At 37.1% G+C, this 12,595-nt stretch carries 11 protein-coding genes; 3 read left to right on the forward strand and 8 right to left on the reverse strand.

Annotated features, from left to right (window positions below):
• Positions 1-315: 315 nt before the first annotated feature.
• The 5 genes from BUE24_RS19205 to BUE24_RS19235 all read right to left on the reverse strand — a co-directional run bounded on the left by BUE24_RS19205 (position 316) and on the right by BUE24_RS19235 (position 7,710).
• Entirely contained in the window at positions 316-858 is a 543-nt protein-coding gene (locus BUE24_RS19205) for a DUF4287 domain-containing protein (RefSeq protein WP_073319794.1), read from the reverse strand.
• A gap of 65 nt (positions 859-923) precedes the next feature.
• Positions 924-1,754: a helix-turn-helix transcriptional regulator gene (locus BUE24_RS19210; RefSeq protein WP_073319797.1), complete on the reverse strand. Its 831-nt coding sequence runs from the start codon at positions 1,752-1,754 to the stop codon at positions 924-926.
• A 137-nt stretch (positions 1,755-1,891) separates the two neighbouring features.
• Positions 1,892-5,545: a S8 family serine peptidase gene (locus BUE24_RS19225; RefSeq protein ID WP_084549618.1), complete on the reverse strand. Its 3,654-nt coding sequence runs from the start codon at positions 5,543-5,545 to the stop codon at positions 1,892-1,894.
• A 195-nt stretch (positions 5,546-5,740) separates the two neighbouring features.
• On the reverse strand, positions 5,741-6,709 hold the full coding sequence (locus BUE24_RS19230; RefSeq protein WP_073319800.1) for a YheT family hydrolase: 969 nt from the start codon (positions 6,707-6,709) through the stop codon (positions 5,741-5,743).
• The gene (locus BUE24_RS19235; protein WP_073319803.1) at positions 6,709-7,710 is read right to left on the reverse strand and encodes a bestrophin family protein; all 1,002 of its coding nucleotides are present in this window, start codon (positions 7,708-7,710) and stop codon (positions 6,709-6,711) included. The genes BUE24_RS19230 and BUE24_RS19235 overlap by 1 nt, the downstream gene beginning before the upstream one ends.
• Before the next feature lie 136 nt (positions 7,711-7,846).
• Here BUE24_RS19235 and BUE24_RS19240 point away from each other — a divergent pair, with 136 nt between their 5' ends.
• Positions 7,847-8,323: an acyl-CoA thioesterase gene (locus BUE24_RS19240; RefSeq protein WP_073319806.1), complete on the forward strand. Its 477-nt coding sequence runs from the start codon at positions 7,847-7,849 to the stop codon at positions 8,321-8,323.
• Here the strand turns inward: BUE24_RS19240 and BUE24_RS19245 are convergent.
• Together BUE24_RS19245 and BUE24_RS19250 are read right to left on the reverse strand one after the other, a co-directional pair.
• Positions 8,315-9,208 carry a DMT family transporter gene (locus tag BUE24_RS19245; RefSeq protein ID WP_073319809.1) on the reverse strand — a complete coding sequence of 298 codons (894 nt, stop codon included), beginning with the start codon at positions 9,206-9,208 and terminating at the stop codon, positions 8,315-8,317. The two genes, BUE24_RS19240 and BUE24_RS19245, sit on opposite strands and share 9 nt — an antisense overlap.
• Entirely contained in the window at positions 9,201-9,554 is a 354-nt protein-coding gene (locus tag BUE24_RS19250) for an arsenate reductase family protein (RefSeq protein ID WP_073319813.1), read from the reverse strand. The genes BUE24_RS19245 and BUE24_RS19250 overlap by 8 nt, the downstream gene beginning before the upstream one ends.
• A gap of 88 nt (positions 9,555-9,642) precedes the next feature.
• Between BUE24_RS19250 and BUE24_RS19255 the strand changes: the two genes are divergently transcribed.
• Together BUE24_RS19255 and BUE24_RS19260 are read left to right on the forward strand one after the other, a co-directional pair.
• Positions 9,643-10,098 (forward strand): DinB family protein, encoded by a 456-nt coding sequence (locus tag BUE24_RS19255; RefSeq protein WP_073319817.1) that lies wholly within the window; start codon positions 9,643-9,645, stop codon positions 10,096-10,098.
• A 42-nt stretch (positions 10,099-10,140) separates the two neighbouring features.
• Complete coding sequence (locus tag BUE24_RS19260) at positions 10,141-11,658, forward strand: serine hydrolase domain-containing protein (protein ID WP_073319820.1); 1,518 nt, start codon at positions 10,141-10,143, stop codon at positions 11,656-11,658.
• On the opposite strand, the gene BUE24_RS19265 is transcribed toward BUE24_RS19260, so the two are convergent.
• Positions 11,634-12,413 (reverse strand): DUF3298 and DUF4163 domain-containing protein, encoded by a 780-nt coding sequence (locus BUE24_RS19265; RefSeq protein ID WP_073319823.1) that lies wholly within the window; start codon positions 12,411-12,413, stop codon positions 11,634-11,636. The two genes, BUE24_RS19260 and BUE24_RS19265, sit on opposite strands and share 25 nt — an antisense overlap.
• Positions 12,414-12,595 lie beyond the last annotated feature (182 nt).

Here is a 12,595-nt window from a genome sequence, read left to right on the forward strand (position 1 = left end):
AACAGACTCGAATTATTGTTTCTTTTGTTCGTAAACAGGTAGATTCGAGTAAGTCCTTCGATATAATTACCAGCAAGCAGGGCAGAACATGGTTCTGCGCCTTCAAATATGGTTGGTATTGTACGTTAACATAAAGAGTCAGAACATGAAATCTGTTTCGTTGCCCTACAAATACATAGTTCAACAATGAAGTTTCATTCTGAAGTTAGCCCGAAATATAATTATGTTATTGAGTGTGAAGATATTTCGATTGCGAATATAAAGATTTATTTTAACATATGGGTATTTTTGTTAACGTTTCTTTAGGAGAATTTTTTATTGCGCTTTTTGATACGCTTCTTTTAGCCAAGCAATCAATTCGTCGTCGATTTGGTCTGCCGAAGAAATTTTGACTCTATGTGTACACATAGAACCAAACGGTCCTGAGTTTTCGAGACGTTCTGTATAGGGTTTGTCTTTTAATTTTAATCCAAGATCTATTCTGGTTTTAGTAGCTGGTTTGATAAGCGCAAATTGTCGTTTTCTGATGATGCTCACACTTGTTTTTTTGGGTGTTTTGATCACATCTTCCCCAAATGCAGTAACGGTGTCAATAAGTTTTTCATAGATAGGGATCAGTGCTTCTTTTCCTTCATATTGTTTGGTAACGAGATCATCTGGACTATCTTGGTTTTCTTTAGAAAGGGTGACAATGGTATTGGCAAAACCGTGAGTAACCCCATGCTCCGTTTTAAGAAATTTAACTGCTTCTCCATGTTTAGCAAAAGCTTTTGTTTTTAAAATTTTGATCCATTCCTCGAGAGACTTTCCCGTTTTTTCAGGCATATTATTGATCATGGTTTGTAAAGCGTCATTCATAAATTTTGATTTTAAAGTGAATGCTACAAATTAGGTAAACCTTGTTATATGGGTATAGTAAAAAATTAACCTTTTCGATCCAAAGGGAAGAAGTTAGGTTCGTCATTATTGAATTCTAAAGAGATAAACTCTTTGGGATTGAATCCCGAAAACTCTTTGAATTCCTTAATAAAATGGGATTGATCGGTGTAGCCACATTGATAGGCAATTTGCGACCATCGAATTTTTTGTTGAGTATGGATAAGCTGAAGAATTTCATTGAACCGTACAATGCGATGAAATACTTTGGGAGTAAGACCACAGAACTTTTTGAATTGATTAATCAGATGTTTTTGTGTTTTGGGGTAGGTTTCGACAATAGTGTTATGTTCGGATAAAGGGTTGTTGGTAAACTTTGAAATGATCTCTAGCAATGTGTTTGGCGGTGTTTTATTTTCTTTATACCGTTGTAATAACCATTGCTCTGCTAGTTCAAATTTTTCGGAAGAAGAAGCTTTGTGAAAAAGTTGTTCCCTTAGCTCCAAGATATCGTTTCCAAAGATAGTTTCTGCATCGACAACTTGATTGTTGAGTTCATTGATAGGGGTATGCAAAAATGGATATGCTCCAGAAGGTTTAAACTGTATGACAAACATTTCTGAATCCTGATGGGCAGAAATCGATAAATAGTTTTTATGCATTCCTGATATCCATACTTTGGTGTAGGTGCGGTTGGATTGCAACGTTTTATTATCAAATGTTTGACGAGGTATTCCGTCCAATTCAAAAATAAGAAACAGATGTCCGGTAGGAACTACACGTTCTATAGAGTGATCTGGAGTAAAGTGCTTAAAATGAAATACCGATTCGATATAAAGGTCTAGCGGTTGCTTGAGAGTATGTGTTTCGAAGATCATGAGCTGGATGATTGATTCCTCTAAGATAAGTAATGGTGATAAGTATTACCAACTTGTAGAAAATAGTAATGCTTGATATCAAAAAACCCTAAAGTCATAAACTTTAGGGTTTTTCATTGTTTGATTGTTTATTCGTTCTATTCTTTGATAAAACGTTTCATCATATTTGCGTCCACTGTTAACAAATACGTTCCAGCTTCTAACTTTTGAATATCAATAGTGTTGGTAAAAGTACCTTGATCTACTACTTGTCCTAAGATATTTAGGATTTGGTAGTCATGAGAACTCGCTTTGCTACTCATAGTAATATTCAATACAGAGCGAGCAGGGTTTGGTGCCAGTACAAACTGATCGATATTGATTACAGGAGGTCCAGATACATCGTTGAAAGTTGTATACAATGAAGTAGTCGCTCCACATGGTCCAAGATTGTTCCATCCCGTAGCTGTTCTTTCGTATAGGCTTCCCTGATAAGTAACTCTATCACCTAGTACATAACTTTGGGTGCTGCTCCATTCTGGAACACCAGCACACTGATCGACAGATCCACCACCAGCGGTATTCGTAAGCTCTACATTATCGATAGCAATATCTGCTTGCCAAGTACTTCCTGTTATTCTGTTGAAACGAAGTTGTACACCTCCACCAACATAAGCAGCAAGATCTATATCGGCAGACTGCCAAGAGTTTCCTTTATTTCCAGTTTCACTCCAAATGCTTGTCCATGTAGCACCTTCATCTGTACTAGCTTCTAATGCGATACTTCCCATATCACTAGCACCATACATATGGTAGTTGAAAGAGAATCCAGCTTCAGTAAGTCCAGAAAGATCAAAACAAGGTGATGTAATGATCGCTTGCTTGTTAGGATATCCAGTTCCGTTTCCAGAAGCTTCTACAAAGATGTAATAAGACCCTTGTACAGCACTAGATGGTCCTGTATTTCTAGATGGTGTTCCACTTGCATCTACAGTCCAGTTGATGTCATCAGATGTAGATTGTGTCCACGCACCGATAGTATTTTCAAATCCTTCAGCATAAGGGAATGTACTGATTCCATTAGTACATCCAGAACCACTTCCTCCACCAGCTGTAGTTACGTTTACAGTATTACTTGCTGTAGATTCGTTTCCAGCAGCATCTTTTGCTACAACATAGAAACTATAAGCAGTATTAGCAGTTAATCCAGAGATATTTGCTGTAGTTGCAGTAACGCTTGTTACGACAGCACTTCCTTGATATACATCGTATCCGGTTACTCCTATATTATCTGTAGATGCAGTCCATCCCAGTGTTAAGGTAGTTTCAGTAACGTTAGAAGCAGCTAGTGCAGATGGAGCCGTAGGCGCCTGAGTATCTGGTGTTGCTCCTCCAATAGTTACCGTGTAATCTTCAACCTCTCCATATTGGAAAGATTCACAAGAAGTTGGAACTCCATTGTATTTCATAGATACACGCATTCTTGTATTTCCGTCTGAAGCAGATGTTGGTACTGTGAATGACCCACTTACTGGTGTAGTTTGTGTAGCAGACTGCGTCCACACTTGCTCTCCCGCATCTGTAAAGACTCCATTTTGGTTATAATCAATCCAAACGCTGTATCCTTCACTATAGGTAGTTCCGCTCCAGGTTGGTGTTACTGTAATCGTATAGGTATCTCCTTTTGCTAGTCCAGTAGATATCGAAGTAAAGTCAGTATAACCACCATTTCCTGCTCCAGAAGTATTGTCGATACCTTCTAATTGTACACGACCAATATATTCGTCAGCTACACTTTGTCCGTTAGAGTCACAATATACCAATTGGAACTCTGGAGTACTAAAGTTTACTGTGCTACTATAGTTAGAAGTAGTTCCGTCAGAACATTTACTTCTTACTTGTACTTCGTATGAAGTTAATTCTGTTAATCCAGATAATGCAGTAGAAGTCCCACCAACATCTTGAATTGTAGTCCATGCAGAAGTTCCTGCAACTCTATACCTTACATCATATGTAGCAGCTGGCACAGCAGTCCAGCCAATAGTAGCAGAATCATAAGACACATTTGAAGCAGCTACTCCAGTAGGAACAGTTGCACTACAAACTACAGGAGTTCCAGTCAATCCAGTTACAACAAGTGAGAAGTTTTGGCTACCACCTGTTAATGATCCTTTGTGAGTTACTGTAATTGTATAAGTTCCAGAAGCGCTAGCAACATCGATTCTTTCATAAGGGTCAACATTGTTATCTCCTGTACCATTGGTAGTGATACTGGTTAGTCTATAAGGTTCGTAAGTAGTAGATCCTTTAGATACTCTGATATCCAAATCATTTACAAGAACAGGAGTATTAGAGTTAGTCGCTGTAGTGGCAGTACCTGGACGGTCTGTCCATGAAATAGAAGCTAATAGTGGGCTTACACCGTCAGAATCAACTGTGATGCTATAACTTTGACCACTATTTAATGTCAATTCTTCTATTTTAGATTCTCCACTTCCTGCATTGGTAACAACCTCTGCAGCTGCTTTAGCATTTAATAATCCCCAACCGTAAACGGCATCTGGTCCAGAAGGACCTGCATCGTCTGCTGTATGTAGTGCTATCCCTTTTAGGGTTGCCGCTCGCATAAAGTTTCCGTTTAGGTTGTTGTAGTGTTGTTGTAATAAAAGTAATGATCCTGTTACGTTTGGCGAAGCCATAGAGGTTCCTGTAATACTGTTATAAGCCGTATCACTATTTTGATACGTAGAGTATACACCTGTACCATTACCAGTAATATCTGGCTTGATTCGATAATCATCTGTAGGACCTTCACTACTAGAACTGTTGATAGATACACTTACCAAAGATCCGTTGCTGTTTACGTTTGCATCTTGAGCATTGGCAACAACCAAGTTGTTTTTTGATGTAGAATGCCCAGTTAGTTTATCGTAAGAAGAGTTCCCATCTAGTGGAGAACCATTGTAGCTATTTTGGTTACCATCATTACCTGCAGCAACTACCATTAGGTAGAAAGGTGCATTAAACATGATCTCATCCCAATTTCTGGATTCATCGATATATGCTCCAAAGTATTGATCAGGAACTAGGTCACTTCTAAAACCATATGAATGGTTAGAGATCAACATCCCATTCGCAGCAGCTGTAGTAGCTTCTGCAACATCATTATTCCACATGTATCCATCTACTTTTGCTTGAGGAGCCATCCCTTTTGCATTAGCTTGTACACCAGAAGCCATTACAGTTCCGGTTACGTGAGCTGCGTGGAAATTCAATTGTGTACCTCCTTCTGAAGCTGCATCTCGAATAGTAACACGATTGTTTCCTCCAGGACCATCATACTCCTGGTGGCTGGCACGAGCATGACCACCATCCCAAACGTGAGCAGTCATATTTTGACCATCAAGATTTAGCCCTAGAGATCCTCCAGAGTTTAGGTGATTTGTTCTTGTAGATCTAGCAGCATCTACATTTTCAGTAGTATAATAGATGGCATAATCTTCATTTCCTACAGTAACGACTTTTTGAAGCTCAGAATAGCTTTTGTCTTTTACCTGTATTTTGGTTTGCCAACCATTACGTTGTGCCATTTGCATGGCTTTCTTTTTGTCCAAAGCCGCCTTTTCTGAAAAATCAGTTTGAAGTTGGTTCAATTTCGCTAAGTTGGTTTGTTGTGCAATTTTGGCTTTTTCTGCAGTGGTTTGCGCTAAAAGCCCGGTTGTTAGGAAGAGCATTACAAAAAATGCAAGTACGCCCGACTTGGTTTGTGTGAAGTTTAAAGCTAAGCTAAAACTTCCGTAGCTTTTTTTCATTTTTTTTGAGTTTGAGTTAGTATTGGTTAGAATTCTCTGAAAAAAATTCAGAAAACAGCCAAAACTCTTAAAATATTCTTAATTAAAAAAAGATTTTCGACCAAGTGAAAAAAAAATCTTCATACTACTTTAACATCCCCTTAACGTTCGTTTAAAATAAAAAACACGTAGGAAAAAACTTCTTTTTTTAATTGGCTATAACGTATGTTTTGAGAAGAATTCTAGAGCTCTTTTCTCATTATAATACACTGATTCAGAGCTGTAAAAACCAACATGTCCACCGTAAACAGGGACTTCAAGAAACACATGATCGTTCTTTTTTGCCTCGGTGTAAGGATAGCATTGATCTCCCAAAAAGGAATCATTTTTTGCGTTAAGAATTAAGGTAGGAATGGCAATGTTTTTCAAAAACTGTTTACTACTACATTGGGTATAGTAATCAATAGCATCTTTGTATCCATGCGCTTTGCTGGTATATAGATTATCGATGTCTATTAGGGATTTACATTGTTTTATTTGTGATTTACTAATGTGCTCAGGAAAAACAACTTGTCGTTCATATAGTTTTGCTTTCAGGTGTTTGATAAAGCGTTGTTCGTATACAAAGTTTTTGGGTTTATTGATTTCCTGTAGAGAATTATACAAATCGCAAGGTGCGGATATGGCCATAGCCGCTTGTAGTTCTGTAGGTAAAGTTCGGTTTTCACCTATGTATTTTAATACTAAATTTCCTCCAAGGCTAAAACCACAGAGCGTAATAGCGCTATATTGTTGAGTGGCTAAAATATGATGAAGTATACGGGCTACGTCTTCGGTAACTCCAGCATTGTAGGACCTATAGAGTCGATTGACTTCACCACTGCAGTTTCTTAAGTTCACCAAAGCAGTATCCCATCCATTTTGATTAAGATGCCTGGCAAGACCCACCATATATTGACGCTGGGCATTACCCTCAAGGCCATGAATAATAACACTTAATTTTTGATTGTTTTTGCCGGGGGCATAACTCCAATCCAAATCAATAAAATCCCCATCATCCAATTCTACTCGTTCTCTGGTTTGTTCTACTCCATTTACTTTTCTGAAAAGATTGGGATAGATGGTAGAGAAGTGACCATTCCTAAACAAATGTGGTGGGGTATACGAAGAATCTATTACTGGCATTAATACAAGATATTGTCTTTGGGTTTTACTTTTTCTGGTAAATCTTTCTCATCCAGCATGTCTCGCAGATCAATTTCAATGGTTCTGCATAATGCTGTCATCGGGACATCATTAACACGTCCTTCAAAAGGATCTTCACTATTACTTCCGATTTTTTCCATAGTGGTAAACACCCAGGAGACTAAAACAGACAAAGGAATCATTAAAAAGATAAACCAACGTTGTATCTCGTCTGGCATTGTGGCTAATTCAGATTCAAAAACATTGAGCATCCCAAAAGGAAGTAAGAGCACAAAAATCCATGTAAATACGGTGCTAAAATAAGCATATTGTCTAGGGAAAGGTGTATTTTTAATACGCTCGCATTTTCCCTGAAGGTTATATAATTCTTCAAGAACTCCATGAAACAATTGCTTGTCAAATTCTGTTATTTTCCCTTCTTTACATAACTTTTTGATATGAAGTCCTTGGTTTTTTACAATATGAGTGGCTGTATTTTTTCTGTTTAATAAGTCTTCATATTCCTCCTGCGTAACAAATTGTTTAGTAGCATCACAAGCGGGTTGTTGTTCCCCGTGTTTTTTGAAAAGGCTCTCTACCGAAGAATTTTCCTTAATCGAGAAGGAGGTAGGTTGCCGTAGTTGTATACGCAATGCATTGATCCAGGCAATATGGCGATGAATCAGAACACTTTTGGTTTGATGATCATCTTCTACCAAACAAAGTACCTGATTTGCCCAGGTTCTGGAGTAATTCACGATACCACCCCAAATTTTTCGACCTTCCCAAAAGCGATCGTAACTCTGACTATTTTTGAAACCGATATAAAAGGCAACCGCAATCCCAATCACAGTTAGCGGTTGGAAAGGGATATCAATAAAGGTCCAATCCAAAAAATAATAAGCAGAGAAGACCAAACCAGAATAGAGAATAAAGAATAAAATGTTTTTCCACCCGAACCGTAAGATAAGTCCCCAACCAATGTTTCTTTTGATATACATGTGTGAATTTTTGTTCTAAAATAAGAATACCAAGTGCCTTTTCAAAGTGCTAGTGTAATTTGAGGATTATTCAATTCCTTTTGTTATGCGTGCATAATAAAATGTTTCGTATTTTTGTAAAGCAAAAAACAAAGATATGTACATAAAAGATTTTGAAATACGTTGGAATGATATCGATGCTAATCGTCACCTGGCAAACAAGGCATATATAGAATTTGCTGCACATACTCGTATGTCTTTCTTGTCAGAACAAGGGTTTGACAGAAGATTATTAGGGAAGTTCAATGTTGGGCCTGTGGTTTTTTATGAACATATCTATTACTTCAAAGAGGTTTTTTATGGACCTCCGGTACGAGTTTCTCTAGAAGTCTCTGGGCTTAGTGAAGATGGAATGTTTTTTGAATTTAGACACAACTTCTACGACTACAAAGGAAGAAATTTTGCGCAATGCGAAATGATGGGAGCGTGGATGGATCTAGGAAGTAGAAAACTAATCCCACTACCAGAAGAGATGATGAAATTTATGGATAAGATAGAACGTCCATCTGATTTTAAAATTCTTACCAAAGAAGATACCAGAAGATTTAATAAAAAGCCTGTAGATTTAGGGTAAAGCCTTAGGTTTTTTGGTGACCAGGTAGACACCGATAAACACCAAGACAGCCGAGATCACTTTAATCAGATTCAAAGAATCTGCTCCCATAGCCATGGCAAAACTAATGGCGAGTAAAGGTTGTAAATAGATAAATGCACCAATGGTAGAGGCTTTTAGCGTTTTTAATGCAAAAACATTCAGTAAATAGGTAAAGAAGGTCGTACCCACTACGACAAAAGCCATTTTCAAAATCACATCAAATGGAAGAGATGTCCACGCTACCTCATTAAATTCTGAGATAGTCACTGGAAAGTTAATCACTATGGCGAGTAGAAAAAACCATTTCATCAATGTAAAAGAATGGTACTTGGCGGTAAGCGGTTTTACCATTACCAAATAAATCGCATAAGAGGCTGCGTTGATGATAAAAAGCGCATTTCCTAAAGGGATATTTGGAGCGTCTTGACGCACTTCGGCACCAAAAAGAATAAGCCCTAGTGCTCCAGAAAACCCTAGTAATATTCCTATGGTTCTTAGAATGGTGATTTTTTCTTTTATAAAGATGGCCGAAAGGATAAATACCATAATCGGAGATATGGTAATCATTACCGAACTATTAATCGGGGTAGAGAGTTGTAATCCTTTAAAAAACATCAGCATATTGATGACCATTCCAAAAACGGTACATCCCAGTATTCTGGGCCAGTCTTTACGATCAATTTTTTCTTTAGGTGCCCAGAAAGCGGCAATCCAAAACAACGCAGCAGCACCAACTACCCGTAGCAAAATAAACCCAAAGGGTTTAATATACGTAGGCATGATTCCTTTGGCAACGGTATGATTTACTGCATAAATCAAACTGGCACCAAAGGCAGCAAGTAATGCTGCGGTTCTTTTATCCATGTATGGCTTCTTTTGCTTCGGCTACCACTTTTTTACTATTTCCAACAAAAATTTGCTGATCGTGGATAAACACCGGGCGTTTTAGGAATGTATAGTGCTCAAGGATTAGATTTTTATAATCCTCTTCGGTAAGGTTTTGATTTTTGAGATCACGCTCTTTATACAATCGTGCCCGTTTGCTGAATAAGGCTTCGTAGCTTCCAGCCAGCTGATGCATTTCCTGGATTTGTTCGTTGGTGATCGCTTCTGTTTTGATATCCTGCAATACTACTTCTGAAGGAAGTTCTAATTCGTTGATGATGCGTTTGCAAGTATCACAGGTAGAGAGATGGTATAATTTTTTCACAGCTGAAATTATTTAATGTCAAAATCATCACAAAGGAAATTCATTTAAGAATTAAAACTTATATTTTTGGCTAAAAATTAAGAACTTCATGCAACATCTTTTAGAAATTACACGCACGAATCGTCGTTTACTAGAAAAAATTCTTAACGCTCATTCGCTAGAGCAACTCAATACCGTTCCAGAAGGGTTTCAAAACAATTTAATCTGGAACATTGCGCACGTTATTGTCACGCAGCAGCTGTTAGCCTATAAATTAAGTGGACTACCGATGATGGTGAGTGATGAAATGGTGGCTAAATTTAGAAAAGGTACAAAAGCCGAAGGTGTGGTATCACAAGAAGAAGTAGATCAAGTACGTTCGCTTTTATTTACGACCTTGGATCAAACCGAAAAAGATATCGAAGCTGGAATTTTTAAAAACTTTCAGGAGTATCCTACTAGTACAGGTTTTGTGTTAAAATCTATAGAAGATGCGATGAATTTCAATAATTTTCATGAAGGAATTCACCTGGGATATGTTTTGGCATTGAAAAAGGCGTTGTAAGCCATTTTTGATGAAGAAATAAGGTGCATTAAATCAAAAATCATGATGAAACACTATGGGTATCTTTTCCTTTTAGGACTCCTGTTTATTGGTTGTGCTAAAGAACAACAACCGAAATTTGATAAGACCAAAAATTTTGAACAAGAACTCCTTCAGCTACAAGATTTTTTTAAAATTCCTGGCTTGGCCGTTGTCGTTCTTGAAGGTGAAGAAACTGTACAAGAAGCCTATTTTGGAGTTTCGGATGTGGAGCGTAAGATTGCCCTTGATGCCGAAGTAGTATTTCCTATAGCTTCTGTGACCAAGGTCTTTTCGGGAGTATTAATGATGAAATTAGTTGAACAAGGGAAACTGTCTTTGGATGATTCCCTAAAAACTTATTTTCCCAACCTGCCTATCAAAGAACCTATATTAATCAAACATGTTTTATCCCATACTTCCCAGGGTGATGAAGTAGGAAAACATTTTTATTATAGTTCCCGTTTTGGAGCGCTTACCAAAATCATCGAAGAAGGGTCTGGGGATACTTTTGAAGCGTATATGAAAGCTGAGATATTTGATCCTTTGGGCTTGAAAAACACCTTTTTGCTCAAAGATTCTTTGCAGCTAGCCGAAAGTAATTTTACAGTAGCGCAGCCCTATATTCTGGAAGAAGGCACTATTACAAAAGGTTTTATGGATTATGGATCTTCTGCTTCTGCAGGGATTGTATCTAATTTGAAGGATTTAAGCACTTTTAACAATGCCTTGGATCAGGATATACTGATTTCTAAGGAATCCAAAGAGTTGTTATTCAAAGGTATTGAAGAAGACTTACCCTATGGATATGGTATTTTTAGTGAGAAATTTCAAGGCGAACCGTTGATTTGGGCCTATGGTCAGTATGATTGTTATTCAGGTTTGTGGTTGAAAGTTCCCTCAAAAAATTTGTCTCTTATTCTGTTAGCCAACAATAACTTAATGAGCGATCCGGCAAGATTGATCTATGGAGATGTTACATCTTCACTTTTTGCATTAAGCTTTTTGAAAAACTATGTCTACCAGATTTCAGATATGCCACTCTTCGAGACAGGGGCATCTACTACAACCGAACAAGCATATACAAATAAAGAGTTTTATCAAAAAAAACTACTATCGCAAGCGCTATCTTCTTCTTTTATGGCTAGGTTTGATGTAAAACATATGGAAACCAGTAAAATGCTTCTTAATAAAGTATTTTCAGAGTTCCCTAACTATCTGGAGTATGCAGATATCAATCTCATGCACACGCTTTCTTTTTTGAAAGACGTTGCATTTTACAGGGATATGGAGTCTTTTAATGATTTTGATCAACAAATAGAAGAGATGGGTGTGCATTTACTGAAACAAGATCCACATAATCCTTATCTGCATATGTATATGGGAACCTATTTTGATAGGAAAGGGGATGTCGAAAAAACATTCTTTCATTTTCGTCAAATTGTTGAAGCAAATAACTTTTCTAGGAATTGGTATACGGTTGAAGCCGAAAACTGGTTAAAAGAGACAAAACCAGATTACAAAATATCAAAGGCAAAATAAGAAGCAACGTCTTCTTTATTCATTTTAATTTCTATTGGTCCTTCGGCATACGAACTGATTTCGTAGGTATTGTAATACAAAATTACTGCCGTATCCGTGAATCCTATATTTTCTGGTAGTGCAAATGCATCATTTTCAAAAAAGAAACCAGTGCTATTAATGGATTCGCTCTGTAAGATTTCATATGTGGATCGAAATACACGTTCAGCATAATCTTTGAAAGCGCTATAATTTTTAAATAACTTCTTGTTTTGAATGGGCAATCCGGTTTTGCGATCTATATTAATAAATGAAACCGCTCCGTAGCCATGCGCTCCACCGGTAAAGACATAAGAGTCCATCAATATAGAGATCATACTTTGGCATTGAAAACTCACCTCAGAGTCTATGGATACTTCATACGGAGGAATTTCTTCTGGGAATTCTTGATGTGCCTCCTGATAAGATCGGTTAAATCGTCTAATCGCTTGTTTTATTTCTGTCGAAGATGAGTTTTCTTCCAAACTCAATACAGTACAAGCTGCTTTTTCAATCTCCTTATTTATTTTTTTACAAATAGGGTTGTCATTTATAATATTAACAAGACGGATATCTACTGTAGGACAATCTTCTCCTTCGCAAAGTGAATGTGTATTGTTAGTGATATTTTGTTTTTCAAAAGTGAAAGATTCATTGGTATTGCAGGCTTGCAGCAGCAATATAAATGAGGCAAAAAATAATGAAAAAAATCGGCTGTTAGGTTTTGTGTTAATCATCTACTAAAGATATTCATTGATATATGATTAGAACGAATTAAATCATACATTTGTTCAGTTTTTTAACAAAAAAAGCAAGTTATTTTTTCTCGTAAAAATGTACAAATAAATGTAAAGAGTTATAGCAAAGTTTTTGACCAGAATCGAAAACAATGAGTTAGCGAGTTCCATTTGACATTTGA

The sequence above is a fragment of the Aquimarina spongiae genome, from assembly GCF_900141785.1.
Classification (GTDB): Bacteria; Bacteroidota; Bacteroidia; order Flavobacteriales; family Flavobacteriaceae; genus Aquimarina; species Aquimarina spongiae.

Coding starts and splice junctions, on each gene's coding strand:
- BUE24_RS19205 (WP_073319794.1), bottom strand. CDS start 858: ATGAATGACGCTTTACAAACCATGATCAATAATATGCCTGAAAAAACG.
- BUE24_RS19210 (WP_073319797.1), bottom strand. CDS start 1,754: ATGATCTTCGAAACACATACTCTCAAGCAACCGCTAGACCTTTATATC.
- BUE24_RS19225 (WP_084549618.1), bottom strand. CDS start 5,545: ATGAAAAAAAGCTACGGAAGTTTTAGCTTAGCTTTAAACTTCACACAA.
- BUE24_RS19230 (WP_073319800.1), bottom strand. CDS start 6,709: ATGCCAGTAATAGATTCTTCGTATACCCCACCACATTTGTTTAGGAAT.
- BUE24_RS19235 (WP_073319803.1), bottom strand. CDS start 7,710: ATGTATATCAAAAGAAACATTGGTTGGGGACTTATCTTACGGTTCGGG.
- BUE24_RS19240 (WP_073319806.1), top strand. CDS start 7,847: ATGTACATAAAAGATTTTGAAATACGTTGGAATGATATCGATGCTAAT.
- BUE24_RS19245 (WP_073319809.1), bottom strand. CDS start 9,208: ATGGATAAAAGAACCGCAGCATTACTTGCTGCCTTTGGTGCCAGTTTG.
- BUE24_RS19255 (WP_073319817.1), top strand. CDS start 9,643: ATGCAACATCTTTTAGAAATTACACGCACGAATCGTCGTTTACTAGAA.
- BUE24_RS19260 (WP_073319820.1), top strand. CDS start 10,141: ATGATGAAACACTATGGGTATCTTTTCCTTTTAGGACTCCTGTTTATT.
- BUE24_RS19265 (WP_073319823.1), bottom strand. CDS start 12,413: ATGATTAACACAAAACCTAACAGCCGATTTTTTTCATTATTTTTTGCC.